The 26040-nt window shown below is 51.6% G+C and carries 24 protein-coding genes; 11 read left to right on the top strand and 13 right to left on the bottom strand.

The features are described from left to right. Positions 1 to 21: 21 nt before the first annotated feature. Positions 22 to 1566 (bottom strand): peptide ligase PGM1-related protein, encoded by a 1545-nt coding sequence (locus AWQ24_RS13095; protein WP_065717067.1) that lies wholly within the window; start codon positions 1564 to 1566, stop codon positions 22 to 24. Positions 1567 to 1652: 86 nt separating this feature from the next. After that, positions 1653 to 1859 (bottom strand): DUF751 family protein, encoded by a 207-nt coding sequence (locus AWQ24_RS13090; protein ID WP_012308162.1) that lies wholly within the window; start codon positions 1857 to 1859, stop codon positions 1653 to 1655. 156 nt (positions 1860 to 2015) lie between these two features. On the opposite strand from AWQ24_RS13090, the gene AWQ24_RS13085 reads away from it, so the two are divergent. Together AWQ24_RS13085 and gmd are read left to right on the top strand one after the other, a co-directional pair. Next, on the top strand, positions 2016 to 2906 hold the full coding sequence (locus AWQ24_RS13085) for a branched-chain amino acid ABC transporter permease (protein WP_065717066.1): 891 nt from the start codon (positions 2016 to 2018) through the stop codon (positions 2904 to 2906). 76 nt (positions 2907 to 2982) lie between these two features. Beyond that, positions 2983 to 4062, top strand: coding sequence for a GDP-mannose 4,6-dehydratase (gene gmd, locus AWQ24_RS13080; protein ID WP_030007797.1), 1080 nt, complete (start codon positions 2983 to 2985; stop codon positions 4060 to 4062). On the opposite strand, the gene AWQ24_RS13075 is transcribed toward gmd, so the two are convergent. Then, entirely contained in the window at positions 4059 to 4385 is a 327-nt protein-coding gene (locus tag AWQ24_RS13075; RefSeq protein WP_012308159.1) for a helix-turn-helix transcriptional regulator, read from the bottom strand. The two genes, gmd and AWQ24_RS13075, sit on opposite strands and share 4 nt — an antisense overlap. A gap of 102 nt (positions 4386 to 4487) precedes the next feature. On the opposite strand from AWQ24_RS13075, the gene AWQ24_RS15950 reads away from it, so the two are divergent. After that, entirely contained in the window at positions 4488 to 4658 is a 171-nt protein-coding gene (locus tag AWQ24_RS15950) for a metallothionein (protein WP_071932325.1), read from the top strand. A 99-nt stretch (positions 4659 to 4757) separates the two neighbouring features. Here AWQ24_RS15950 and AWQ24_RS13065 read toward each other — a convergent pair whose 3' ends face one another. Beyond that, on the bottom strand, positions 4758 to 5570 hold the full coding sequence (locus AWQ24_RS13065; protein ID WP_065717064.1) for a tetratricopeptide repeat protein: 813 nt from the start codon (positions 5568 to 5570) through the stop codon (positions 4758 to 4760). Between the two features lie 108 nt (positions 5571 to 5678). Then, complete coding sequence (folK, locus tag AWQ24_RS13060; protein ID WP_065717386.1) at positions 5679 to 6182, bottom strand: 2-amino-4-hydroxy-6-hydroxymethyldihydropteridine diphosphokinase; 504 nt, start codon at positions 6180 to 6182, stop codon at positions 5679 to 5681. A gap of 139 nt (positions 6183 to 6321) precedes the next feature. Here folK and AWQ24_RS13055 point away from each other — a divergent pair, with 139 nt between their 5' ends. From AWQ24_RS13055 to AWQ24_RS13035, 5 genes are all read left to right on the top strand, one after another. Beyond that, positions 6322 to 7656 carry a histidine phosphatase family protein gene (locus AWQ24_RS13055; RefSeq protein WP_065717385.1) on the top strand — a complete coding sequence of 445 codons (1335 nt, stop codon included), beginning with the start codon at positions 6322 to 6324 and terminating at the stop codon, positions 7654 to 7656. A gap of 83 nt (positions 7657 to 7739) precedes the next feature. Further along, positions 7740 to 8618, top strand: coding sequence for an ACP S-malonyltransferase (fabD, locus tag AWQ24_RS13050; RefSeq protein ID WP_065717063.1), 879 nt, complete (start codon positions 7740 to 7742; stop codon positions 8616 to 8618). Between the two features lie 38 nt (positions 8619 to 8656). Further along, a complete protein-coding gene (locus AWQ24_RS13045) occupies positions 8657 to 9289 on the top strand; it encodes a transaldolase family protein (protein WP_065717062.1) in 633 nt (210 codons plus the stop codon). A 69-nt stretch (positions 9290 to 9358) separates the two neighbouring features. Then, positions 9359 to 10783 carry a folate/biopterin family MFS transporter gene (locus AWQ24_RS13040; RefSeq protein WP_065717061.1) on the top strand — a complete coding sequence of 475 codons (1425 nt, stop codon included), beginning with the start codon at positions 9359 to 9361 and terminating at the stop codon, positions 10781 to 10783. Positions 10784 to 10924: 141 nt separating this feature from the next. Next, positions 10925 to 11584, top strand: a complete 660-nt coding sequence (locus tag AWQ24_RS13035) for a M23 family metallopeptidase (protein WP_065717060.1) — start codon at positions 10925 to 10927, stop codon at positions 11582 to 11584. Positions 11585 to 11597: 13 nt separating this feature from the next. Here the strand turns inward: AWQ24_RS13035 and AWQ24_RS13030 are convergent, their stop codons facing one another. Genes AWQ24_RS13030 through AWQ24_RS13020 form a run of 3 tightly spaced genes read right to left on the bottom strand, consistent with a single transcriptional unit; the run spans position 11598 to position 14697 of the window. Beyond that, entirely contained in the window at positions 11598 to 12485 is an 888-nt protein-coding gene (locus tag AWQ24_RS13030) for a DUF4922 domain-containing protein (protein WP_065717059.1), read from the bottom strand. Positions 12486 to 12527: 42 nt separating this feature from the next. Continuing rightward, the gene (locus tag AWQ24_RS13025) at positions 12528 to 13754 is read right to left on the bottom strand and encodes an ABC transporter ATP-binding protein (RefSeq protein WP_062435981.1); all 1227 of its coding nucleotides are present in this window, start codon (positions 13752 to 13754) and stop codon (positions 12528 to 12530) included. Positions 13755 to 13812: 58 nt separating this feature from the next. Continuing rightward, complete coding sequence (locus AWQ24_RS13020) at positions 13813 to 14697, bottom strand: tetratricopeptide repeat protein (RefSeq protein ID WP_065717058.1); 885 nt, start codon at positions 14695 to 14697, stop codon at positions 13813 to 13815. A 171-nt stretch (positions 14698 to 14868) separates the two neighbouring features. On the opposite strand from AWQ24_RS13020, the gene AWQ24_RS13015 reads away from it, so the two are divergent. Further along, positions 14869 to 16293, top strand: a complete 1425-nt coding sequence (locus AWQ24_RS13015) for an efflux RND transporter periplasmic adaptor subunit (RefSeq protein WP_012308147.1) — start codon at positions 14869 to 14871, stop codon at positions 16291 to 16293. Between the two features lie 8 nt (positions 16294 to 16301). Here AWQ24_RS13015 and AWQ24_RS13010 read toward each other — a convergent pair whose 3' ends face one another. The 5 genes from AWQ24_RS13010 to AWQ24_RS12990 form a co-directional block, all read right to left on the bottom strand. Then, positions 16302 to 17531, bottom strand: coding sequence for a zinc ribbon domain-containing protein (locus tag AWQ24_RS13010; protein ID WP_065717057.1), 1230 nt, complete (start codon positions 17529 to 17531; stop codon positions 16302 to 16304). A 108-nt stretch (positions 17532 to 17639) separates the two neighbouring features. After that, positions 17640 to 18659: an ABC transporter permease gene (locus AWQ24_RS13005; RefSeq protein WP_030007783.1), complete on the bottom strand. Its 1020-nt coding sequence runs from the start codon at positions 18657 to 18659 to the stop codon at positions 17640 to 17642. 32 nt (positions 18660 to 18691) lie between these two features. Then, complete coding sequence (locus AWQ24_RS13000) at positions 18692 to 19210, bottom strand: adenine phosphoribosyltransferase (protein WP_030007782.1); 519 nt, start codon at positions 19208 to 19210, stop codon at positions 18692 to 18694. A 101-nt stretch (positions 19211 to 19311) separates the two neighbouring features. Then, the gene (locus tag AWQ24_RS12995) at positions 19312 to 19686 is read right to left on the bottom strand and encodes a ferredoxin (protein ID WP_065717056.1); all 375 of its coding nucleotides are present in this window, start codon (positions 19684 to 19686) and stop codon (positions 19312 to 19314) included. Between the two features lie 102 nt (positions 19687 to 19788). Then, positions 19789 to 21369 (bottom strand): NAD(P)H-quinone oxidoreductase subunit N, encoded by a 1581-nt coding sequence (locus tag AWQ24_RS12990; protein WP_065717055.1) that lies wholly within the window; start codon positions 21367 to 21369, stop codon positions 19789 to 19791. A gap of 435 nt (positions 21370 to 21804) precedes the next feature. On the opposite strand from AWQ24_RS12990, the gene topA reads away from it, so the two are divergent. Together topA and AWQ24_RS12980 are read left to right on the top strand one after the other, a co-directional pair. Continuing rightward, the gene (gene topA, locus AWQ24_RS12985) at positions 21805 to 24447 is read left to right on the top strand and encodes a type I DNA topoisomerase (protein ID WP_065717054.1); all 2643 of its coding nucleotides are present in this window, start codon (positions 21805 to 21807) and stop codon (positions 24445 to 24447) included. After that, positions 24444 to 26012: a glycosyltransferase family 39 protein gene (locus AWQ24_RS12980; RefSeq protein WP_065717053.1), complete on the top strand. Its 1569-nt coding sequence runs from the start codon at positions 24444 to 24446 to the stop codon at positions 26010 to 26012. Before topA ends, AWQ24_RS12980 begins: the two co-directional genes overlap by 4 nt. Positions 26013 to 26040: the final 28 nt, after the last annotated feature.

The following is a 26040-nucleotide window of genomic DNA, read 5'->3' as shown; positions in this document are numbered from 1 at the left end:
TTGAGGTTCCTTAGAAAAGACTTACCATGTTAAGGGAAGCGTCACCGTTGCAGGGCGCTGACTGGTCGTTTCTAAATCTAAAGCTTGCTCGACCTGTTGATAAATTTGGGCGGCTTCTTCGGGAGAATTACCAATGCTGGTCAGCCCTAATTTGCCAAATTCTGAAAGGGTGCCCATCAGGTGGAACACGCTCCCTGTTTTCGTGCTGCTGTCGAAATGGAGGCCATGGGCGGCGATGATATCCATCAAATCACTGGGCAGGAGGCCTTGGTATTGGGGTTTCTGGAGATTGTCAGAGGCGATGTAGTATTTTTTCTGGTGTTGGGGGGTAAAAAATGACCCTGTAGCGCAGTCATAGAAGCCGTTGGTTAACAGTTGCAATGTCATCAACGGATGGGTCGTGCCCCCTTTGCGGAGATTAATTTCAATGGCCTGGAGATCCCAACTGTGGTCGGGGTTTTCGGTGGCAATAAAATCGACGCCATAGCGTTCCATCGCTCCCTTTTTAGCGAGAATCTTGCCAACTTTTAGGCCCAGTTCCTGTAACTGTAGGCGATATTCGCTGGCGGCTGGAAAATGGCATCCCAAGTAAATTTGGCCATCCTGTCCCCCCAGAATTTGGTCGTGGGTCGAGAGGATTTGGACTTCGCCACTGGGCGTAATTAACCCTTGGACACTGGGCGATCGCTTTGGATTTCCTTCGATAAAGGCTTCGGCGATCGCCCCTAATTCGGGAATGCGCGAGGCAAAATTATCCCAGGTTTCGCCGTTGGCCTGGAAACTGAGCTTGGGCAAAGCCGCCGCAATTTGTTCACAACGTTCCGTAAAACTGGCTCCTGGCGACAGAGCAGGTAACTTTAACACCGCATTCCCTTCCCCCGAAAACCCCTCGTTTAGTTTGATCACGATTCGTTTGAGGTGGGGGTGTCGCTCCCACAGTTGCGCCGTAACCTGGATCAATTCCGGCACCGTTTTCACCAAAGCACTGCCATCGGGAAACGGAACGCCCGCCGTTTGAAAAATTTCGCGACTGCCACTTTTCGAGCCCCAATAGTTCAGGCTGGGGCTGGCGGCAAAGAGGGGAATTTGCAGTTTTTCTGACAGTTCCTGTTCTAGGGGCGTTGAGTTGTAACACACCATATAGGACTGGTTGGGGCGCAGGGCGCGGCGAATTCTTTCCACCAGCCGGGGCCGCTCCAAAATCTTTTGGGTTAAAGGTTTGTAGGAATTGTCATAGGTGGTCACCAACAGCAGGCGATCGCGGGCGTGGGAAAACGGAATCCCCGATAGGAGCTGGAGATAGTAGTCAATGATCAAAGGAGCGAGGGGTTGGGCGGTAACGTAAATCAAGCGCGTGTGGGGATTGCGCAGGCGAATCAGTGAGAACAGTAACCGCTCTTCATAGTGCAAAAATCCAGGCACCTTCTGGCCGACCCGCTGATCCACACTAAAAGAAGGCACCACTAAAATATCTTGATCGTCCGCCTCAAAATCAGCAGAATCTTGCCAACGCTGGCGCAGTTGCTGTTGTAATGCCGCAAAGGTCTGGAAAGAAGGATTATGCACCGTTTTTTGCCCAGATCGAACTCATAGGATCGTTTTTGACCACCCTACGTCTGATCTTAAAATTTTCTGTCCAGCTTACAAAAAAGCTAAACAACACTTAAACCAAGCATTGCCCGCAGGGTGAAGTAAAGAAACGCGAAGAGACCCACCAAAAGCCCAATCGTGGCGGTGGCCGTTGCTTTATTTTTAAAAAATAGTGGCTTCAGCCATTCAAATACACTAATAAAAATCCCCAGGATCAAACTAATCATGTAACGGGGATAGCGGAGGACGTTCTCAAAAAACTCTTGCATAGCACCGGAGGGGGAATTTTATGGGTTTAAATAGGGAAGATTTTATGGCTTCAAATTGTAGCATTCCCCTCTGCGTTCCCAGTTTTCCCCTGCCAAGGTAGGCTTGGTAAGATTAATTCATTTTTTATTTCCTTAGCCCTTACCTTCACCTTCGCCATGGACACCCTGCAACTCGTTCTCAATGGTCTGTCGGTCGGGAGTATCCTGGCCCTTGCTGCCGTGGGACTGACCCTAACCTACGGGATTCTGCGCTTATCCAATTTTGCCCACGGGGATTATATGACCCTGGGAGCCTACATTACCTGGCTGAGTAATTCCCTGGGGTTAAATATTTGGCTGTCGATGGTGGTAGGGGCCTTTGGCACCATTGGTGGGATGCTCGTGGCAGAAAAATTACTCTGGCAGCCGATGCGGGATAAGCGGGCGACACCGACAACCTTGATCATTATCTCCATTGGTTTGGCACTGTTTATCCGTAGTGCAGTGCTGTTTATTTGGGGCAGTGGCAATCAACAATATGATCTTCCGGTGGTGCGGGCCATTAACTTGACCGAACTTGTGGGACTCCCGGAAACGGTGCCAGATTTGCGCATTGCCTACTATCGGGTCGTGGTGATGGTGCTGACAGTTTTAGTAATTTTAGGGCTGCACTTTATCCTGCAAAATAGCAAGGTTGGCAAAGCGATGCGGGCGGTAGCTGACAATATTGACCTGGCACGGGTGTCTGGCATTGACGTGGAACGGGTGGTGCTCTGGACTTGGATTATTACAGGAACTTTAACGGCGATCGCCGGCAGTATGTATGGGCTGATCACCACGGTGCGGCCGAATATGGGCTGGTTTTTAATTTTGCCGATGTTTGCCTCGGTGATCCTGGGGGGCATTGGTAATCCCTACGGGGCGATCGCCGGTGCTTTTGTGATTGGCGTTGCCCAAGAACTCAGTGTGGCCTGGCTCGGCCCAGACTACAAGCTGGGGGTTGCGCTGTTCATTATGGTGGTCTTGCTGTTGGTGCGGCCCCAGGGTCTTTTTAAGGGCACCATGTAAATGGCGTCTTAAAGTCCATATCGGTGAATACTGTTCTAAAATTGCTTAGTTGATATGTTGAGTAAACACGAGCTCCATGGGTAATCGAAAAGCACTGGTAACAGGGATCACCGGACAAGATGGCTCTTATTTGGCGGAGCTACTCCTCGAAAAGGGTTACGAAGTTCATGGCATTATCCGTCGCGCTTCTACCTTTAATACCGACCGCATTGACCATCTCTATGTCGATCCCCATACCCCCGACGCTCGGTTCTTTCTTCATTACGGGGATCTCACCGATGGCACATCCCTGGGCAAATTAATTGAAAAAATCCAACCCCACGAAGTTTACAATCTGGGCGCCCAATCCCATGTGCGGGTGAGCTTTGATTCACCGGAATATACCGTAGACACCGTGGCGATGGGCACGCTGCGCATTTTAGAAGCCATTCGGGACTACCAGGAGCGGACGGGCAATGAGGTGCGTTTCTACCAGGCGGGCTCCTCGGAAATGTTTGGCCTCGTGCAAGAGGTGCCCCAGAAGGAAACAACTCCCTTTTATCCCCGCAGTCCCTATGCCTGTGCCAAGGTCTATGGCTACTGGCAAACGGTAAACTACCGCGAATCCTATGATCTATTCGCTTGCAATGGCATTTTGTTTAACCATGAAGGGCCGCGCCGGGGGGAAACCTTCGTGACTCGGAAAATCACCAGGGCGATCGCCAGAATTATCGCCGGACAGCAGGACAAACTGTACCTCGGCAACCTCGATTCCAAGCGGGACTGGGGTTACGCAAAAGACTATGTGCGGGCGATGTGGCTGATGTTGCAGCAGGACAAACCCGACGACTATGTCATTGCCACGGGGGAAACCTATTCAGTCCGCCAATTTTTAGAAACAGCCTTCGCCTACGTCAATCTGAACTGGGAAGATTATGTGGCCTTTGACCGCCGTTATCTCCGCCCTGCCGAGGTGGACTTACTCATTGGCGATCCCACAAAGGCTAAAAAACAACTGAACTGGGAGCCGAGTATTGATTTTCCGACCCTCGTCGGGATCATGGTCGAAGCAGATCTTGCCATTCTGGGTTTACCGCCCCAAAACCCAGCCATGGGCAAACTCTACGAGGCAGATCAAGCCTATATCCGCCAAGCAACCGGCAGCCGCGTTGATTAGTGGGTGTGTCCATCCTCTGGTTCGTCTAGGTGCTCCGAAGCGTCACGATAAAGATTAAGAATGTGGTGATCCTTGAGGCGATAAATCACATTCCGCCCTTCCTTGCGATAGCTCACTAAACGTGCTGTGCGCAGGGTTCTTAGTTGGTGGGAGACAGCCGATTCACTCATTTCAACGGCAGCGGCGAGTTCCCCCACCCGCATCTCTCCAGTGGCCAGGGCCGAAAGAATACGCCAGCGGTTGGCATCCCCCAAGACACCAAAAAATTCGGCCATCCGTTGGGCCTTGGCTTGGTTCAAGATTTTGCCACTGTGGTCTGTCACGGTTCGTTGATCTAAACAATACCTGAATAGTTGTTCATGCGTTAATCTAAAAATGTGAACAATCGTTCAACTATTTAAGACAATACCTTGGAGGTTTAAACCATGGTAACTGTGACCCAAATGAAGTGTGCCTGTGAATCTTGTCTTTGCATCGTGGATCTCAATAGCGCTATCCAAAAGGAAGGTAAGAGCTATTGCAGCCAAGCCTGTGCCGATGGCCATCCCGCAGGGAGTGAAGGCTGTGGCCATGAGGGCTGTACTTGTCACCAATAGAGCCATCAATAGAAAAAAGTTGAGCCAAATTTATAAGCTGAAGCAATACCCATCACCGAAGCTGGGTATTTTTTTGATAAAGATTGATTTAGTTGAAGTTTAAAGTTGCTCTAGGGCAGCTTGGGCAATTTCTCGGTTAATCAAAGCGTCTTCGTAGTCTGGGTCAATGGCGAGGGCTTGGTCATAGCTGGCGATCGCCTCGGCATAGCGCCCCAGTGCTTCGAGGGAAATACCGTGATTATTCCAGGCTTCGGCGTCGTCGGGATCGAGTTCTAGGAGGGCAGCATAGGTGGCGATCGCTTCTTCATGGCGACCTAGATCGGCCAGAACATAGCCTTTATTAAACCAAGCATCCACATCTGCGGGATCTAATGCTAGTACTTGATCGTAGCTGGCTAATTCTTCTTCATAGCGTTCCAGAAAGCCCAGGGCAATGCCCCGGTTATACCAAGCATCCACATCCCCCGGATCCAGTTCCAGGGCGCGGTCATAGCTGGTCAGTTCTTCTTCGTAGCGCTCTAAAGCTCCTAACACAACGCCCCGGTTGTACCACACCAGGTTTTGATCGGGGTCAAGGGCGATCGCCTGATCATAGCTGGCCAATTCCTCTTCGTGCTGCCCCAAGGCCCCTAGGGTAACGCCCCGCCAGATCCAAAGCTCTGCATCGTTCGCATTCAAAATCAAGGCGGCATCGTAGGCCGCGAGGGCCAGTTCATATTGCCCTTGGTCGTAATATTCATTGCCCTGGAATACCAATTCATCCACTGAATCGGCGGTCATGCCAGCACCTTGGGCGAAGAGGCAAGGAGTCGAACCACAGGGGCGCGCTTGGGCGATCGCCGGCGTCAATGTTCCTCCCAAAACCAAGGCTAGACCCATACCACCCAACAGCCCAGAAAAAATACGCACCATGGGAACACTCCACCAAATATTGCCGTTCGTCCAATATCTTCCATCATAGTCAGAATTACCGTTGCCGCTGCTTTTCCTAGGGGGAGATGTTTACAATCAATAATGGTTTTAGGTAGTTTCGCTGTCTAATCTCTGAATTCCAGTGAGGGGAAGCTGTTCCTTGAGGGCTTGGATCGTTTGTTGGGTGCGGGGTTCACACCAATGGGGCGCAATCTCTGCTAGGGGCACCAACACAAAGGCCCGTTCCTGCATCCGGGGGTGGGGCACCTGCAAATGGGGCAGATAAATTATGTCCTGGCCATACAAAAGCAAATCCAAATCCAACGTCCGCGCCCCCCAACGTTCCCGCCGTTCCCGTCCAAACAGTTGCTCTACTTTCAACAGGATTTCGAGGAGAGCTTCGGGACTGAGATTATGAACCTGACCAGTGACGCAACCATTGATGTAGTCCGGTTGCGGGGGGCCAACCGGGGCCGTGCGGTACCAAGCAGACCGAGCTGTTAGGGCGATCGCCGGATGTTCGCTCAAATGTTGAATGGCATTTTCTAAAATTTCTAAGGAGTTACCCAAGTTACTTCCGAGGGCGATCGCCACATCCACAGCCCGTTCCATTGCGAAAAATTTCCCCGTATTCATGCCCCAAAATCATAGCCCGAACTTCACCTTTTCCCCTGACCCCGAACCAGATACTATGGTGTAGGCAAAAATCCCCCCCTCGCAACACCACACCCAAATAATGGAGGAAACCAAGGTGGCAACCCGCGTCATAATCGTGCGTCACGGACAAAGTAGCTATAACGCCCTCAAAATGATCCAGGGCCGTTGTGATGAATCAGTACTCACCGACAAAGGCTGTGCCGACGCCGCCACCGTAGGCCAAACCCTCCAGGGCATCGACTTTGCTGCGATCTATTGCAGCCCTCTCCAACGGGCAAAGCAAACCGCTGAAATTATCCACCAGCACCTCGACAAAGCCCCCGCCCCCATCACCAGTGAGGGTCTGCTAGAAATTAATTTGCCCCAGTGGGAAAAACTCCTCAAAAGTGACGTCAAAGAACAATATCCAGAAGCCTATCGCCTCTGGCACGACAATCCCGCCGAATTTGTGATGACCCACGCCGATGGGAGCGAACATTCCCCCGTCAAAGACCTCTATGACCAAGCCCGACAATTTTGGCAGGAAATCCTTGCCAAACACCAAGGGGAGAATATTCTAATCGTCGCCCACAATGGCATCAACCGCTGTTTACTGATGAGTGCGGCGGGCATCCCCCCCAGTAAATATCAGAGCATTCAACAATCCAACTGCTGCATCAATGTGCTGAATTTTGTCGGCCAGTTGGGAGACATTGTTCAATTTGAATCGATTAACCAAACGGCCCACCTCGGCCTATCCCTCCCTAGCTACCGTCCGGGCCACAAAGGTCTCCGTTTGCTGCTGGTGCGCCACGGGGAAACCAACTGGAATAAAGAAGGGCGTTTCCAAGGCACCATGGATATTCCGTTAAATGAGAATGGCCAAGCCCAAGCCGCTAAAGCCCGTGAATTTCTTAAGGATGTGACCCTGCATTTCGGCATGACCAGCCCCATGAGTCGGCCCAAAGAAACCGCTGAAATCATTCTGCAAGCCCACCCTGGGGTGGTGTTGGGTACCCACCCTAAATTAGAAGAAATTGGCCATGGTCTCTGGGAAGGCAAACTAGAAGCTGACATTGAAGCGGGCTTTCCCGGCATGCTGGCCCAGTGGAAAACCAAGCCAGAAACCGTCCAGATGCCAGAGGGGGAAAATCTCCAACAGGTGTGGGACCGGGCCAACGAAGCTTGGGATGAGATTGTGGCGCAGTACAGCCAAACCCCGAATCAAGTGGGTTTAGTTGTTGCCCATGATGCCATTAACAAGGTGATTCTCTGTCGCTTGATGGGACTACAGCCCCAGGATATTTGGGCGGTGAAACAGGGGAACTGTGCAGTGACGGTGATTGACTACCTCCAGGGGGCAGACAGTGAACCGGTACTCCAGGCGCTGAATATTACGTCGCACCTCGGCTTTGGGGTGATTGATCAGACGGCAGCCGGAGCTTTGTAAGCCTGGGAAAAAATGAGGGGCGATCGCCATCCCCTATAATCAAGTCTGGAAAATTTTTGTAGCAAAAACAACGAGCGTGTGTAATGGGTAAAATTGCGTGGGTCTTTCCGGGCCAAGGATCTCAAACGGTGGGCATGGGTGTCGATCTCGCCGAACATCCCGTCGCCAAAGCAAGATTTGCTGAAGCAGAGGCAATCCTCGGTTGGTCAATTCTCGAAAAATGCCAGGGGGATGAAGCGACCCTCTCCCGCACCCTTTACACCCAACCCTGTCTCTATGTGCTAGAGGCAATTCTCTGCGATCGCTACCGGGAGAAAGCGCCCCAGGTAGACTTTATGGCGGGCCACAGCCTCGGTGAATATTCCGCCCTCTATGCGGCTGGGGTCTATGATTTTGCCGCTGGTTTGCAATTAGTGCAAAAGCGCGCCCAACTGATGGATCAAGCGTCTGGGGGGAAAATGGCGGCCCTGATAAAGTTTGACCGTACTGAATTAATGGAAAAAATTGCGGCAACCGAGGGAGTAACCCTCGCCAACGACAACAGCGAACAACAAGTTGTCATTTCCGGTACCCCAGAAGCCGTTGATGCGATTATGAATGGCGTTAAAACCAAGCGGGCGATCGCCCTGAATGTTTCTGGTGCGTTCCATTCCCCGTTTATGGCCGAAGCCGCCGCCCAATTTGAAGCGATTCTCGATGCCGTTACCTTTGCCGATGCCCAGGTACCCGTACTGTCTAATGTCGATCCCCAACCGGAAACCCAAGCAGCCGCCCTCAAGGAGCGCCTCAAGGCCCAAATGATCGGTTCTGTCCGTTGGCTCGAAATCATGCAGCAACTGAGCGCCCTAGAAGTTGCAGAGGCTGTAGAAATTGGCCCCAGTAAAGTGTTAACGGGTTTAATTAAACGCACCTGCAAAGACATGGCCACGGCAAACATTGATACCCTCGCCAGTATTGGCTAGGCTCAAGGCATACCAAACCACTGCGCCAAAAGGGAACCATGATTTATTTAGATTCGGCGATCGCCACCGAAGCCACCGAAGCCATGGCCTGGGGTTGGGTCAAGGGCATTACCACCAATCCCACTCTCCTGGCCAAAAGCGACGCGCCCCCGGAAGTGACCCTAAAAACCTTGGCGGCCATCACGCCTGGAGAACTCTATTACCAGTTAGTCAGTGAAGACCGTGAGGGGATGCTCCGCGAGGCCCACCGGGCACGGGAAATCATTGGCGATCAGCTCGTGCTTAAAATTCCCGCCACCTTCAGTGGTTTTCAGGCTTTGCCCAAACTCTCTCCAGAAATAAGCTGCTCTGTCACCGCCATCTATCAGCCGACCCAGGCTTTAGTTGCCGCAGAAGGCGGCGCCAAATATGCGATCGCCTACGTGAACCGCGCCACAAACCTCCAGGGGGATGGTGGTAGCCTTCTCCGCGCCATGAAAGCTCTGTTACAAGGAAGTGAAACCACAATCCTGGCCGCCAGCCTTAAATCCGCCGCCGAAGTCACCCATGCCATAATTGCTGGGGCAGACCACATTACCGTTCCTTTTGCTCTGCTCAAAACCCTGACTACACATCCCTTATCGACGGAAACCCAAGCCGAATTTGATCGCTTAGGGTGTGGTTTACGCTAAACAGATTTCAGAAAAGGTTGTCTATACTGAGAAAAGACTTTACAAAACTTCATCATAAGCGTTCCCTTGATGACCTTTCTCGACAATCTCAAAAAACCAACCCTCTTCGGCCACTCTGTCACCCCAGAGTTGTTTGCTCTGTTGACGGTGTATTTCGTCCAGGGGATTCTCAATCTCTCCCGGCTTGCGGTGAGCTTTTTCCTCAAAGATGACCTCGGCCTAACCCCGGCAGAAGTGGCAGCCCTTACGGGACTCGCGGCATTTCCCTGGGTCGTCAAGCCCCTTTTCGGCTTTTTGTCGGATGGCTTTCCGATCTTTGGGTATCGACGACGCTCTTACCTAATTTTGGCGGGCTTACTCGGTTGTGGCGCTTGGGCAGCAATGGCCACCATTGTCCAAGCACCCTGGTTGGCAGCAACGATGATTGTCTTGAGTTCGATTTCCGTGGCGATTAGTGATGTGATTGTCGATTCGGTGGTGGTCGAACGCGCCCGGGCTGAATCTTTGGATAAAGTCGGGTCACTCCAATCCTTGACCTGGGCAGTGGCGGCGGTGGGGAGTTTAACAACGGCCTATTTGAGCGGTTGGTTACTGGAACAATTTAGTACCCGGGTTGTGTTTGGGATTACGGCCATTTTTCCGCTGTTGGTATCAGCGATCGCCTTGTTAATTATTGAGCAACCCCGTGAAGCCATATCCCTAAAAGCCACCACCGATAACATTGGCAACCAGATGAAAACCCTCTGGGGAGCAGTACGACAGAAAAAAATTCTGTTGCCCACGGCCTTTGTTTTCCTCTGGCAGGCCACCCCCAGTGCCGATTCTGCCTTTTTCTTTTTTGTCACCAACGAGCTAGACTTTAACCCGGAATTTTTAGGGCGGGTGCGCCTAGTTACTAGCTTTGCGGCCCTGGCGGGGATTGCTATCTACCAAAAATATCTCAAGCAAGTTTCGTTCCGGAAAATGTTGGGGTGGAGTACCGTCATTTCCGCCGTGCTTGGTTTTACCACCCTTATTCTTGTGACCCACGCCAACCGTGCTTTGGGCATTGATGATCGCTGGTTTAGCTTGGGGGACAACTTGATTTTGACCGTTACCGGCGAAATTGCCCTGATGCCCATTCTGGTGTTGTCAGCGCGCCTTTGTCCGCCCGGCGTTGAGGCGACCATGTTTGCCCTGTTGATGTCGAGTTGGAACCTGGCGGGTTTACTCTCCCATGAGTTGGGGGCTCTTCTCACCCAGTGGCTCGGAGTGACAGAAACCAATTTTGACCGACTTTGGCTTTTGGTCACGATCACGAATTTGACGACCCTATTGCCCCTCGTCTTCTTGAAATGGCTCCCGGCAGGGGATCCCCAGGCTGATCTTGAAGAACACACCACGCCCTCAGTGGAACTTTACGAACACCACGCGGCGATTTCGGGAACAGAATCGGCCCTTTTCCCGACGGTAGAACCGAATTTGGTGGGTTCCCAGTCGGAAAAACAGTCTTAAAATGTCATGCCAGCAGTGGTGCAGGTCAAAAATCTGTGAAACAAAAGTGCGCAGACTAAAGACTAGACTTACAATGGTTTGTCAACATGATCTTTTTTGTCTGGGACATCCCCTTACCATGGATTTTAGGCTTTGATGTAAATGCTTAACCTACAGTTTTATCTCCGTCGTGCTCGCCGCTGGATTAAACCAATCCTGCTGGGGGCTGTGACCTTGGCCCTTGTGTTGGGGTTTAATCTCCTGCCCCAGCCACAATCAACACCCCTGGCGATCACCCAGGCCCAAACCCGCGTTAGTATCAACAACAGTTGGCGACAGGCTTCCTTTCCCGTCGAAAATTTTCAAAGTTACACATCTGGGTTTGGCTATCGCACGTCGCCCACCAGTGGCCAACGCCAATTTCACCAAGGCTTAGACATTGCCGCCCCCCTCGGCAGCTACATCCGTAACTGGTGGAGTGGTAAAGTTGTGGGCCTTTCGGATAACACCGCCTGCGGCACAATGATCCAGATTAAATCCGGTGATTGGGAACATATTTACTGTCACCTCAGTGGCTATGTTTCTTCCTCTGGTCAAGGGACTTTCCTCATGGATCGCAACGGTGGCATTCAGCTTTGGCTTGGTCAGGAAGTGAGCGCTGGCACCCGCATTGGTCGCGTTGGCATGACCGGACGCACCACTGGCCCCCACCTCCACTGGGGCTTGAAATATTCTGGGAACTATGTCGATCCGGCCCTTGTGCTCCAGGCAATGTACAACCAGCCCACGGCTTCCCTGGATGATTTGGTACAGCCCACGTAGTCAGTTTTTTTGCTTATTCAAAGGGGGCGATCGCCCTTTGGGATAAATCCCCCTGTGCCGCCACTGAGGCTAATAGTTGCAGGGGGGTTAATTTTTTGAGCAAACTCAACTGCATCTGGTTACGCACCAAAAGAGCCCCCGCAAACCCCAGGGAATTCACTGGAATTTTTTCATACTGATCCTGGGCCCGTTGCACCAGCAACATCCAACGGCGGGTAACGAGGAGATTATAGGCTTGGGTTTGCCAACCAGGGTTGAGCGGCCCGTCAATAAAGCGGAGAAAACGCAGCAGGGCGAGGTAACAATCGAACAAAATTTTGCCGTCGTAATCCTGGGGTAGGGGGATAATCCCGTGCAGGAAAGGAAATAAAGGAATCTGCTGGGGCTGCATCTGATCATTGAGGTGAGACAGCACTTGGTCGATGGGCACTGAAAAGGTTTCCCCATTGCTCTGGAAAGGGATCAATTGCAAATGTTTGTGGGGTTGACTCGCCCCGGCGATCGCCCCGGCATTATAAAAGGCCAAGCCATCAAGGCGTTGGAGACAATGGGCCAGGGCAGTAAAATCGGCTTCCATTAACCAGGTTTCCTGGGGCTGAAACTCCCGGGTGATGATCAAAATATGGTGATCGACGATGTTAAATTTGTTCAGCAGACAGACATGGTGGGGCGTCAGATCACAAACAAATAAATCCTGTTCGTAGGGCAAAAAAGGATTCACCTTCGCTTTTTCTTGTTTCGCTTGATAATTTTCCTTGCGGTCGAGTTGCTCTAAAATGCGCACCACAAAGGGAATCCCATGGTCAACAATCACTTCCTGGGCCGTGGTCAAAGAATGCAGCGCCCCTACCTGTTTGGCGTGGCGCGTGGTGTGTTGAATTTTGGTCAGCAATTCATTCATAGGGTGCTGGGGCGATCGCCACACGACTCAACATCCCAAAGTTTAGCGGATCAGTTGTTCCGCTTCACCCTTGGGGTGGGGTTGACCGAGGCTAAATTCCGTCTCTGGATCAAAAAAGTGGAGTTGCTCTAAATCAAAGGCCAACCAGACTTTTTCCTGGGGGGCAACCTTAGCCTTGGGGGGAATGCGCACCTTGAGATTTTGTAGCGGCAAGTCAACGGGATGAGCCGAAAGGAAAGTTTCATTGCCGAGGGCTTCGACAAGATTGATCGCCACTTCAAGATTTTCGGGGGCGGCGGTACTGAGGCTGAGGTGTTCGGGCCGGATGCCTAGGAGGAGCGATCGCCCCTGGTAGGGCTGGAGTAATGGCCGCCAACCCTCTGGGATGGGAAAGCGGAATTGGGGATGTTCAATAATACCAGCGACGGTCAACTGCACTGACAGAAAGTTCATCGGTGGCGAGCCAATAAATTCCGCCACGAAGCGATTCACCGGGCGATTATAAACTTCAAGGGGCGGGGCCACCTGGAGAATTTCCCCTTGGTGCATCACCGCAATGCGATCACCCATGGTCATTGCTTCGGTTTGATCATGGGTCACGTAAATCGTTGTAATCCCCAGTTGACGCTGGAGTTGAACGATCTGGGCGCGGGTTTCACTGCGCAGGGCCGCATCCAAATTAGAAAGGGGTTCGTCCATCAGAAAAACCTGGGGATTGCGGGCGATCGCCCGCCCTAAAGCAACCCGTTGTTTTTGGCCGCCGGACAATTGTTTCGGGAGTCGTGTGAGGAGATGGTCAATCTGTAGCAGTTGGGCGACCTGCTGCACTTTTTGGCGGATCTGTAATTCGGCAGTCGGTTGGTAACGCAGGGATTTTGGGAGTGGTCTGGTGACGCCCCGCCAAGTATTTTGCAGCCAATGGCTTTTCGTTTCTGCCGTGGGCATCCGCCGCAACCCAAAGGCAATGTTGTCATAGACATTGAGGTGGGGATACAGGGCGTAATTTTGGAACACCATGGCAATGTCTCGCTGTTTAGACGGAAGATCATTCACCGGGCGATCGCCAATGGCAATTTGTCCCGTTGTTACCGTTTCGAGGCCCGCAATGAGGCGCAGTAATGTGCTTTTGCCGCACCCAGAAGCTCCCACCAGCACCATAAATTCCCCCGCCTGGATCTGGAGGTTAATTCCCCGCAAGACGGCGGTCATTTTTCCGGTGGAGCGATCCGCGAAAGATTTGTGAATATCGTTGAGTACAACCTGGGCCACGGCAATGTTTTCCCATCAACAGAGAAGCAGTGATGCTTATGGTATCGCACCCTTGTCCCTAGGGTTCCATCTCCGGTTGAAATGCCCGGCGGTCGAGTTCTGTGAAGAAAGCCTGGACGGTTGGCGTATCAAATACAGCTTGGGTGGCCTGGATCAACTTTTCGCCCCAGAGGTTTTCCACGAGGAAATCAATTTCGCCGTAACGACCATCGAGATCTAGGGCGGTACGGGTCAGTTCTAAGCCCTTCGCGCGATCGCCTTTGGTGTAGGTAGCCACGGCAACGGCGAGTTGGGGCTCTGCGGCGGTGGGGTCGAGGGCGATCGCCTTTTGCCAACTGTCAATGGCAGCATCAACCTTGCCTTGTTCGTACTGGATTAAGCCAATATTATTAATCCCCGGCCAAAAGGTGGCATCAAGGGTAACGGCTTGGTTGTAGGTGGCGATCGCCGCATCATATTGCTTGAGTTTGTACTGGGTATTACCGAGATCGAAGAGGGTTTCGATGGAATTGTCCCCAAGCTGGGTAGCCGTTTTCAGCGACCGGAGTGCCCCTTCATAATCTCCCTGTTGGAAATAGGCCGACCCCAAAATACTATGGACACCACTTTCACGGGGATTGAGTCGTTTTGCTGTGGTGAGGGCCTGAATCCCGGCATCAAGTTCCCGCTCTTGCACGAGGAGAGTGCCCAAAATGTACCAAGCTTCAAAACGTTCTGGCACCAGTTGGGTCGCGAGTTTGGCCCGGGGAATCGCCCATTCATATTGTTGGAAGCGAGAAAGTTGAATTGCATCTTCGATGAGCATCAGCCCCTGTTGTTCCATTTGGGCCTGGTCAAAATCCCGCCTCAGGGGCAGTACCGCCTGCGATCGCACAGGACTATTTCCCATCCACAACACACTAACACAGGCTCCAAGGGCAACTAACCAACGATGTTTAGGCACGGTTCAACTCTTCACGAAACAACGATTCTTAAAACCAAGTCTAGCGACTTTCCCCCGCAATTGACGTAAAACCATTGTAAAAAGATTCCCCACGGGGGACTATTTCAATTTTGAGGGATTACAGTAGACTACGGATTAGTCCTGTTTACTCAACCCCCCGCAAAAATTCCTATGATTGGTGCCCTTGTCACCCCCAAAAAAGTTGTTTTGTCCTTGGCGGCCTTAGCTGGTGGGGTGCTACTCATTGGTCTGCCGGTGGCGAGAATGTTTGGCGATCGCCAGGCAGGGGTGAATGAAGAACAACTGGCAGCCCTGACCGTTCCCGTTGAAGTGGAAAATTTAGCGGTGCGCATCGAAGCCAACGGCATTGTCGAACCGATCCAGAGCGTTAACATTAGTCCCAAAACCCCCGGTCGCCTCGCCCAACTGCTGGTGGAACAGGGAGATGTTGTCACCGAAGGCCAAGAACTGGCAATTATGGATAATAGTGAACTGTATGCCGAGGGGATTCGTGCTGAATCTCTGACGAAACAACGCATTGCCGAACTCCGGGCCACAGAAACCCGTATCCAGGGAGAAATCGAAGAAGCCCGCGCCCGCTACATTCGCACCCAAGCCCAACTGCAACAGGCGGAACAACGCATTCCCAAAGAAATTGATCAAGCCAATGCGCAACTAGCGGCAGCCCAAGCCAATCTCCAGCGCACCCAGGACAAGGTTGAACGCTTTGAAACACTCCTCGATAGTGGGGCGATCGCCCAGGAAACCTATGACGATGTCCGCAATGAATTTGACAATGCTAGCGCCCGCTTTTTTGAAGCCCAGCAACGGTTAGCCCAGGTCAGAAATACCGCCAATCCCGAACTCGAAGCCCTGACCGCTGCCACCGTCGAAGCCAGAGCGAGCTTAGATCGCCTTGAACGCAACGCTGAACCCCAATTAACTCAACTGACAGCGGCCCTCGAACAGGCCCAGGCCCAGCGACAAATTGCGGCGGTACAGTTCCAAGACAGCATTATTCGCGCACCCTTTGATGGGGTGATCACCCAAAAATTCGCCACCGAAGGGGCATTTGTAACGCCAACGACTGCCGCATCGAGTACGGCCTCGGCTACCTCTTCGTCTATTTTGGCCCTAGCGCGGGGTTTGGAAGTGGTTGCCAGGGTGCCGGAGGTGGATATTCAGCAAATTGAACCGGGTCAGGATGTGGAAATTGTTGCTGATGCGGATCCCGCCCAGGTGTTTCGGGGACGGGTGTTGTTGGTGGCCCCGGAAGCGATTGTCGAAAATAATGTGACTTCCTTTGAGGTGCGCATTGCCCTGTTATCGGGTCGGGAATTTCTCCGCTCGAAGATGAATACTGACGTTACTTTCGTCGGCCAAAATTTAACTAATGTGATGACAGTGCCCACGGTGGCGATCGCCACAGAAAATGGCGAAACCGGAGTTCTCATTCCTGATGCGAATAACACCCCCCAATTTAAGCCTGTGATCATCGGCGCGACCGTCGGCGATCGCACCCAGATTGTCCGGGGCGTCACCCCAGAAGACCGGGTCTTTATTGACCTCCCAGAAAACCTAGAGCGGCCTGAATAATTTTAGATTTACTGGGGCAGAGAATCCGATAAATCCACCCCGCACTGGCGACAATATTCTGTGTATTTATAGGTTTTTGCCGCACAGTTTGGGCAACTAATCCATTGTTCAAATCCACAAAAAGGACAAAATTGATCGTCTTTGCGGAGCCGACTACTACATTGAATGCAGCGCTGTTTTTGAATGCGACTTTTTGCCTGGACTTTGGGATTAAAAACAAACCGCTGGAGAAATTTAATCAAGCCAAAGCCCAACAGCGGAATAATCAAGATCAGCAGATAGCTAGAAATAAAAACTAAGCCACCAAAAATTGCGATCAAGACATCAAAAATTGCCCGCACTAGATTCCCAAACTGGATAAATTGAAGAATTTTAATTAGCAGGGGGATCAGAAAAATAAGTAATAAATGCCAACTTAAAAGCGCCTGGGTTCCCCGGTGCCGCTCTACGGCCTGACGATGCCAAAAATAGCTAATCAAAATCAGCGGTAAGAGGAAAAGGGTCTGCAAAAAGAATTGCCGATTGGGGTGCCAAAATTCAGCCCGTTCAAAATCCTGTTTCAAAGTGGCAAAAAATTGGCGATCGCCAATGGCCGTTAAATAAGCCTGTACCTCTGATTGATTAAGAAGCTCGGCTTTTTTACGATCTAGGGTCTCGGTCAGGGTTGCTTTTTGGGCTTCGGCGGCCTCAATGTCCGCCTTCGTTTGGGCTGCCGTTGTTTCGTTGATCGATTGATTCGGATCTTGACCCGCAATTTCTTCTAAAAGCGTCGAATCATATTGCTCTTTGTAGGTGGCAATGCGTTGGTTGACTTCATTAATTTGGGTTTGTAAATTCTGAATCTCTTTGGATAAAGCTAGGGTTTCCGGATTTTTTACCGTTGGTGTGAGGGCCAAAAGGCGATCGCACTGGCCAGAAACTTCCCCCAAGCGCCCTTCTGTTTCAACGGGCTGAATGTCTTGGGAAGGATAATCCCCCAACATTTCCATTACCCAGGTGAAGTCTTTATCGGGGTTATCGTTATTTTGATAGGTCTGATAAACCCGGTAGCAAGGATACCGTTCCTGGGGCGAAAGGGGCCAGTTACCAACACTATCAAGACCCTGAAACACGTTGATCAACACAAAAATGTCGATCAAAATCAGGATTACAATACTCACTTTATTGAGTGGTTCCTGACGGACATGGGTCGATTTACGGACAAGATTCCGCCAAAGACGCTTCAGCCAACGCACCATAAAATAAGTCCCCCGTCGTTTTCTCTACTCTAGGAAAAGAAGCCCCAACGGGGGAACCTTGGTCATAAATCTTTGCTGCTGTGGCGCTTTTTGGAGGCCATGATGCAATTACTTCAAATCGTCTAATTTAATGCGGGGATCGGCAAACTTTAACATCAAATCTGCCAGGAGATTCCCCACAATGAGCATGGTTGCACTCATCATCAGGGCCGCCATGACTAAATACAAATCCTGGGATTGCACCGCTTGTAACGTCAAAGTTCCCAGGCCCGGCCAGTTAAAGAAAAATTCAGAAATAAATGAGCCACTCAACAGACTGGCAAATTCAAAGCCCAGCAGGGTAATGAGGGGATTGATCGCATTGCGGAGGGCATGGACATAGATCACGCGATTTTCTGGTAAGCCCTTGGCCCGCGCCGTTTGGATATAATCTTGCCGCAACACATCCAAGAGTTGACCCCGGGTCAGCCGTTGCAGCCCCGCAAAGCCCGTTAAGCTCAAGGCAATAGTGGGTAGGATCATGTGCCAGCCGATGTCGAGAATTTTGCCGTACCAGGGGAGATCCACGAAATTAATACTGGTCATGCCCCCCACCGGGAGCAACGGAGAAACCTGTTGGGCCACCATCAGTAAGGCGAGGGCCGTGATAAAGCTGGGTAAGCCCTGACCGAGATAACTAATCACCCGCAAAAATTTATCGAGGACGGTATTTTGCTTCACCGCACTGAGAATCCCTAAAGGAATGGCGATCGCCCAGGTACCGATAATTGACGTGAGCGCCAGGAGTAGGGTGGCGGGCATCCGTTCTAGGAGCAGCTCATGGACAGGCCGGAAGGATTCAAAACTAATGCCAAAATCAAAGTAGCGCACCACCCGCCATAGCCAGCGGCCATATTGGGTCAGAATCGGTTGATCGAGGCCGAAACGACTTTGGAGATCTAAGAGCGTCTCCTCGGTCATTTTCGGGTTCTGCCGGAGGGCATCAAGGTAATCCCCTGGAGCCAATTGGATAATCACAAAGCTCAGGATCGAAGCCAAAAATAGGGTAAAAATCGCCTGGAGTAGGCGCTTTAAGATATAAAAAATCGTTTCTCGATCAAAGATCGTCAGGGGATTACGAATGCTCATTGGGGGGTTAAATCGGGTGTTCCAAATCCTGCCTAGTATTGTATGAGGGAAAGCACGGGGGCGTCTGGCAGGCGATCGCGGCCCTTGAGATCTAGGAGTTCGACGATAAACACAAAACCAATGATGTCACAGCCAATTTTTGTAAGCAGTTCTGCGGTGGCTTTGGCGGTACCCCCGGTGGCGATCAGGTCATCGACGATGACAATTTTGTCCCCAGACCCCACGGCATCCTGGTGAATTTCGAGGGTGTCGGTGCCGTATTCAAGTTCGTATTCGACGGTGTGGACGGCGGCGGGGAGTTTGCCGGGTTTACGCACGGGGACAAAACCAGCATTGAGGTTATAGGCGAGGGTCGGCCCAAAGATAAACCCCCTAGACTCCATCCCCACCACATGATCGGGTTTGAGGTTGGCTTCAAGGCAGAGTTGCACTAGGGCATCCATGGTGTAGCGCATCCCTTCGGGGTGGTTGAGGAGGGTGGTAATGTCGCGGAAGAGAATGCCGGGCTTGGGGAAATCGGGGATGTCACGAATCAGGGATTTTAGATCCATAGTTTTTAGAGCGGTTTAACGGGAATAAAAGGCGATCGCCCCTCATCTTAGCGAGTTCTGGCGCGCAAACATCACTGGTGGCCAGCTTATTTTCATGATTTTCAAAAGACTTCCGTGTGACTAGCCAAGAGCCAACATAGCCCGATCAGAAAGCCGAAAAAGGAAAAAAATAAAAAGAGAGCGGCGATCGCCCCGTGATTGGGTTGGTGAAATTTACGGTAGAGCTTCTGTTTGACGGGTCGGTTTTGGCGCAAATGCTGTTTAACAATCACTGGAATATCGGCTTGTTGTACATGGGCATACCACACCTCATCGGGCAGCACGCGCACCAGAGGGCCATTGCCACATTCCCCAAAACAACCAGCCTGTCGCACTTCAACATCAGCAGGCGCTTGGGCTTGAAAGGCTGCCAAGATTGATGCCGAACCTTGTTTTGGACAGGTATGGTGACAACAGATCAACACTGTACGGGTCATGTCGTTTGCTCAGTCGAACTCTGCTCCCATGCTAATCAAAACCCCCTACCAATTGCGGCAGAGGGTGATGATCTTGAACTGAAAATATTGTTTTACCGTTGTCTAGTGATCGGCGATCGCCACTCCAAGCATTTCACTTTCTACTTGGGCAACGACCTGTTCTGTAGGGTGATTTGCCGCCTGCAACATCGGTGTACTGGTGACAGATTGATCCGCAATCACAAACAACGGATTCGAGAGAATTCCCGCCAAAGACGTGATAATCACCGACAGCACCAGACCCACTTGTAAAGGTTTCATCCCCACAGCCGTCCAGGTGACCGCTGGATAATTGCGCACAGAATCAGACATTTCCTGGGGTTCCTTGACCACCATCATCTTAATCACGCGGATGTAGTAGTAGATCGAAATCACACTGGTGATCAAACCCAACAGCACTAGGCCATAGAGGCCCGCTTGCCAGCCAGCCCAGAACAGATAAATTTTCCCGAAGAACCCAGCTAATGGCGGAATGCCCCCAAGGGAGAGTAGGCAAACACTGAGGCCGAGGGTCAGTAACGGATCTTTTTGGTATAAACCCGCATACTCCGCGATTTGGTCTGTGCCCGTCCGGAGAGAGAAAAGAATCACACAGGTAAACGCACCCAGGTTCATGAACAAATACACCAGCAGATAGAAAATTACGCTGGAATAGCCCGCATCAGTGCCCGCAACGAGGCCAATCATCACAAAACCCGCCTGGGCAATGGAAGAATAGGCCAACATCCGCTTCATGCTGGTTTGCGCCAGAGCCACCACGTTCCCCAAAACCATGCTGAGGATTGCCAAAGCTGTGAAAATGAAGTGCCATTCTTCGCTCACGGGGTTAAAGACCGTTACCAACAAACGAATCGCTAGAGCGAATCCAGCGGCCTTGGAACCTACCGAGAGAAAGGCAACAACGGGGGTAGGCGAACCTTCGTAAACGTCAGGGGTCCATTGGTGGAAGGGCACCGCTGAAATCTTGAAGGCGATCCCGGCGATCGCAAAGACCAGGGCGATCGCCAACGCCAGGGACTGGCCCCCCTGGGGATCCGTAAATCCAAGGGCAATCTCACTGAGAATTGTCTTGCCACCCGATAGGCCATAGAGCAAAGACACACCGTAGAGGAAAATCGCCGAACTCGCGGCCCCAATTAACAAATACTTGAGGGCGGCCTCATTGGAACGGGGGTCTCGCTTCATGTAGCCCGTCAGTAGATAAGACGAGATACTAAGCATTTCGAGGGAGACAAAAATCATCACCAACTCATTCGCCCCAGAGAGGAACATCCCCCCCAGGGTGGCCGTGAGCAAGATGCAGATAAATTCAGAGAGGGCGGTGCCGGAACGTTCCACATAGCGCACCGACATCATGATCGTGAAGGCCGTAGACAGGACAATGATGCCCCGGAATAAAATACTGAGGTTATCGCTGTTAAATGCCCCCAAAAAGGCGACGGGATGGGGATTATCCCAACCGAGGTACAAGGCGAATACTGACCCCAACAGTCCGGCGATCGCCGCGTAGGGAATCCAACCCGAACGAGCGCGTCCGACAATTAAATCCCCCACCAAAACAACGATGAGGGTCAAAATAACGATACTTTCCGGCAGAATTGCCCCAGTGTACAACTGGCTTGCCACAGTGCTTGAAAAATCCATCTTTGCTCTTCGGCTTAGTGAACCAACTTCCAGTGAACTACCCCACCACAGACGGGCAGAGCTTCCTGATTCGACAGCAATGGCCTCTAGATCTCAGTCGTTCTTTTGGTCTTACATTGCCTCCACAGGCAGGCGTCCGGGTTCTCCAGACCCAATACTTTTTCTTGCGACACGACCCGCTGGGCTTAAGTTTGCACTGCGGGATGCAGTGGTCAAGATGTATCAACCCATGGTACGCCCCAAAGGACGGGGATTTCAACCCGTTGCCGTGCAACAAAACCTTAAAAACAGGGTAAACGCCTGAATTCTCAGTTCTATCCCGGAGACTTAGAAAAATTTAATCCTTGACGAAACAGGGGCTTATGGGCCATTGATTAGATATGTAAGGTATATAAGAAGCCTAAACACCTAAACCCTCACTTTTTTTGACAGCCCATGTCTACCCTTGTCATCGTTGAATCCCCGACCAAAGCCCGTACCATTCGGAACTATCTACCGAAGGGATATCATGTGACGGCATCCATGGGCCATATCCGCGATTTACCCTCCTCTGCCGAGGAAATCCCCAAGGAACAAAAAGGGCAGCCCTGGTCTCAGCTTGGGGTCAATGTGGAAAATAACTTCGCGCCCCTCTACATCGTGCCGAAGAAAAAAAAGAAAGTTGTCACCGAACTCAAGCAAGCCCTCAAAGAAGCCGATGAGTTAATCCTGGCGACGGACGAAGACCGCGAAGGGGAAAGTATTAGCTGGCATTTGCTCGAAGTGCTCAAGCCCAAGGTGCCGATTAAACGGATGGTCTTCCATGAAATCACCCAAGAGGCCATCCAAAAAGCTTTAACCAATTGCCGCGAAATTGACGAAAACCTCGTCCATGCCCAGGAAACCCGCCGGATTTTAGACCGTTTGGTGGGCTACACTCTCTCGCCCTTACTCTGGCGCAAAATTGCTAAAGGTCTCTCGGCGGGACGGGTACAGTCGGTGTCTGTACGCCTGTTGGTGCAACGGGAACGAGAACGGCAGGCCTTTCAATCGGCTAATTATTGGGACCTCAAGGCAGAATTACTCCAGAAGAAATCAAAATTTGAGGCCAAGCTGATCACCCTCGGTGGCAAGAAATTGGCGTCCGGGAGTGACTTTGATGCGGCCACGGGGAAACTCAGCAAGGGTAAAAAAGTTGTCGTCCTCTCCCAAGCAGAGGCGATCGCCCTCAAGGAGCGTTTACAAGATCAACCCTGGACGGTCAGCAAAACTGAAGAAAAACCCAGTACCCGCCGCCCGTCGCCCCCCTTTACCACCTCTACCCTGCAACAGGAAGCCAACCGCAAACTCGGTATTTCGGCGCGGGATACAATGCGCACTGCCCAGAAGCTCTACGAAGAGGGCTACATTACCTACATGCGGACGGACTCGGTGCATCTTTCCGAACAGGCGATCGCCGCAGCCCGTAGTTGCGTTGCAGAAAAATACGGCACAGAATATCTCAGCCCCAAGGTGCGCCAATACAAAACGAAAAGTAAAGGAGCCCAGGAAGCCCACGAAGCGATCCGGCCTGCGGGCAACACCTTTCGCACGCCCCAGGAAACCGGCCTCAGTGGTCGAGAGTTAGCCCTCTATGACCTCATTTGGAAACGCACCGTCGCTTGCCAGATGGCCGATGCTCGTCTCACGCAATTGTCGGTCATTCTCAAGGTCGATGATGCCGAGTTCCGCTCTGCTGGTAAACGCATTGATTTTCCGGGTTTTTTCCGGGCCTATGTGGAAGGCTCTGATGATCCTGATGCTGCCCTCGAAAACCAAGAAGTGGTGCTCCCCGATCTCAAGGAAGGAGACCAGCCCACCTGCAAAAAATTAGAAGAAGTCGATCACAATACCCAACCCCCGGCCCGTTATACCGAGGCTAGTTTGGTCAAAGCCCTCGAAAGTAAAGGCATTGGTCGCCCCAGTACCTACGCCACAATCATCGGCACTATCGTGGATCGCGGTTATGTGCAAATTCGCGATAAAGCCTTAACTCCCACCTTTACGGCCTTTGCGGTGACGGCCCTCCTGGAGGAACATTTCCCTAATCTGGTGGATACAGATTTCACCTCCCAAATGGAACAAACCCTCGATGAGATTGCCACCGGCAAAGCCCAATGGTTACCCTATCTAAAAAATTTCTACCTCGGAGATGATGGCCTGGGTACCCAAGTAAAAGTGCGCGAGGAAAATATTGATCCGGCCACCGCGAAGGCGATCGCCATCGAAAACCTCCCTGTGAAGGTCAAAATTGGTCGCTTTGGCCCCTACATTGAAGCTGCTAACGGCGAAGAAACGATCACTGCATCCCTACCAGCGGACTTAACCCCCGCTGATCTCGATCCGGAGCAGGTTGAAACCATCCTCAAACAAAAAACCGAAGGCCCCGAACAATTGGGGACGCATCCTGAAACAGGCGATCCCATCTATTTACTTGTGGGTAGCTATGGCCCCTATGTTCAACTAGGCGAAGTCACCGAAGAGAAGAAAAAGCCCAAGCGTGCTTCCCTCCCCAAAACCGTTAAACCAGAAGAGCTCACCCTACAAATGGCTGTGGATCTGTTAGCGTTGCCGCGCCTATTGGGAGAACACCCCGAAACCAACAAACCCGTTAAAGTGGGTCTCGGTCGCTTTGGCCCCTATGTTGTCCACGATCAAGGGAAAGAAGGTAAAGACTATCGATCTCTTAAAAAAGAAGACAATCTTTTTACGATCGATTTTGAACGGGCCATGGAACTGTTAGCGCAACCAAAGCGTTCCCGTGGCCGGGGCAAAACAAAGACGCCCCTGAAGGAACTAGGGAAACATCCCGCTGATAACGAACCAGTCAATGTTTATGAAGGCCCCTATGGTATCTACGTGAATCACCTAAAAGTGAATGCAGGTTTGCCAGAAGGAGAAACCGTAGAAACAATTACCCTCGAAAAGGCCCTCGAACTAATCGCCGAAAAAGCGGGTAGCAAAGCAACGAAGAAACGTTCGACGACAAAAAAGAAAACGACGACGAAAAAAACAACAGCAAAAAAAACCACCAGCCGTAAAACAAAAACTTCTTCATGAGCCACAGCAAGCGTCGGTGGGAAGATTGGGGCCAAACCCTTGGCGATCGCCAAATTATCTTAGGTTTAAGTCTAGCGGCCCTTTTTTTGTTTTGTCTGAATCTGGGAAATATGCCCCTCCGGGATTGGGATGAAGGCACCAGGGCACTGGTGGCGCGGGAAATTTTCCGTACTGGCAACTGGTTGCATCCCACCCAATTCGGCGATCCTTACCTGCTGAAACCCCCCTTAATGGATTGGCTCGTGGCCAGTAGCTATACCCTCGGTGGCGTGAATGAATGGACAAGTCGCTTACCAGGGGCTGTAGGAAGTGCTCTGGGAGTGCCTCTCCTCTACTGCCTCGGACGGCAATTATTCCAGGGGCGATCGCCTGCCCTGTGGAGTGTCTTGGTCTATCTCACCCTCTTACCTGTGGTACGCCATGGTCGTCTGCTGATGCTTGATGGTCTGGTTTTAACGGCCCTCATCTTCAGTCTCTGGTGTTTACTCAAGGCGCAAAAATCCCCCATCTGGGGACTGGGCTTCGGTCTGGGCTTGGGCATCATTGCCTTTGTCAAGGGGTTATTAATGCTTCCCCTGGGGGCGATCGCCCTGTTGTTTGTGATTTGGGATCGCCGCTGGTTTATTTTTAAGAATTCCTATATTTGGCTGGGGTTGGGTCTCGGCGCTTGCCCGGTGCTTCTCTGGTATGGGGCGCAAATTCAGCATTATGGTGCGACTTTTATTCAGGTGCATTTTTTCAACCAAGGGTTTGACCGGGTCGCCAGTACCGTTGAAAGTCACCAAGAGCCCCCCTGGTTTTATTTATTAGAAATAGCCAAATACACGGCCCCTTGGTTATTTTTTCTACCCCAAAGTTATCAATACCTTTGGCAGATCCGCCAAACTTCTAGCAGCAGATTAATTTTGACGGGCAGCATCTTTTATCTGGGTTTAATTTCTGCGATGGGGACAAAATTGCCCTGGTATGTGATGCCGATTTACCCGTTTTTGGCCCTTGCGCTGGGACATTACTTAGCGAAACTCTGGGATGCACCACCATGCAAGGCGATGTTTCTGCGGGGGCTATTTGGGTTGTTGGCGATCGCCGCTTTGGGGGGAGGTATTTATCTCTACTTCACAGATCCCCAGGTTCCCTTAATTTTGATGGCCCTGACCCTAGGGGGGATGTTTGCCGTGACTACCTGGCTTTGGCCCCGGCCCCAGGCTCTTTATATTTTGGTGGGAGGAATGTATTGCGGTTTGGCTCTGCTGTTTTGCTCCCAGGCTTGGGTTTGGGAAATTAACGAAGCTTTTCCGGTCAAACCCATTGCCGCCATCATTCGGGCAGAGACCCCAGCCGATGCGATTATTTTTACCACCTTTGATTACAGTCGGCCCAGCTTAGATTTCTATGGCGATCGCCCTGTGCGTCCCCAGCCCCTCGAAGCGCCCGTTGGCGAGCAATATTGGCTCATTCACCAAGATTTGTTGACAGAACAACCGGCCCTAAAAGAAGCATTGCCTCCCTTTGAACTGCTGGGACGGGCCTCAGGGTTTAACCTGGTGCATTTTTTCCCGGACTAAAGGAGGCGATTGCGCGATAATTCGGTTG

The sequence above is a fragment of the Picosynechococcus sp. PCC 8807 genome (assembly GCF_001693295.1).
GTDB lineage: Bacteria > Cyanobacteriota > Cyanobacteriia > Cyanobacteriales > MRBY01 > MRBY01.
This window is presented reverse-complemented; position numbering and strand designations above follow the sequence as displayed.